This window comes from Streptomyces sp. 4F14, assembly GCF_048159485.1.
GTDB lineage: Bacteria > Actinomycetota > Actinomycetes > Streptomycetales > Streptomycetaceae > Streptomyces.
On sequence record NZ_JBLRVY010000301.1, the window covers coordinates 1 to 343 of the forward strand.

General features: G+C 69.1%; 1 protein-coding gene. It reads right to left on the reverse strand.

The annotated features are described in order from the left end of the window. Positions 1-343, reverse strand: a 343-nt coding sequence (locus ACLZOT_RS50825) for an AMP-binding protein (RefSeq protein WP_416976096.1), incomplete at both ends; no start/stop codon positions are given.

The window sequence follows — 343 nt, forward strand, 5'->3', positions numbered from 1 at the left end:
ATCCACTCGACCTGGTCGCGCGACGCCGTCGGATAGATCGGGACCACCTCGGCGCCCACCGCCCACAGCGCGTAACTGAGCACCGTCCACTCGTACCGGGTGCGCGCCATGATGGCCACGCGGTGACCCGGTGAGATACCGGACGCGATCAGTCCCTTGGCGATATCGGTCACTTCGTCGCGCAGTTCGACTGCGGTCACCTCCTCCCAGACAGGGGAGGAGGGGGTCGGGCGGCGCGCGAGCATCGGCAAGGTGGGGTTGATCGCCGCCGTCTCGAAGACGCTGTCGGCGAGGCCGCCGATCAGGGACGTGGCAGTTGGGGGAGCGAGGCCGAGGTCGCGCA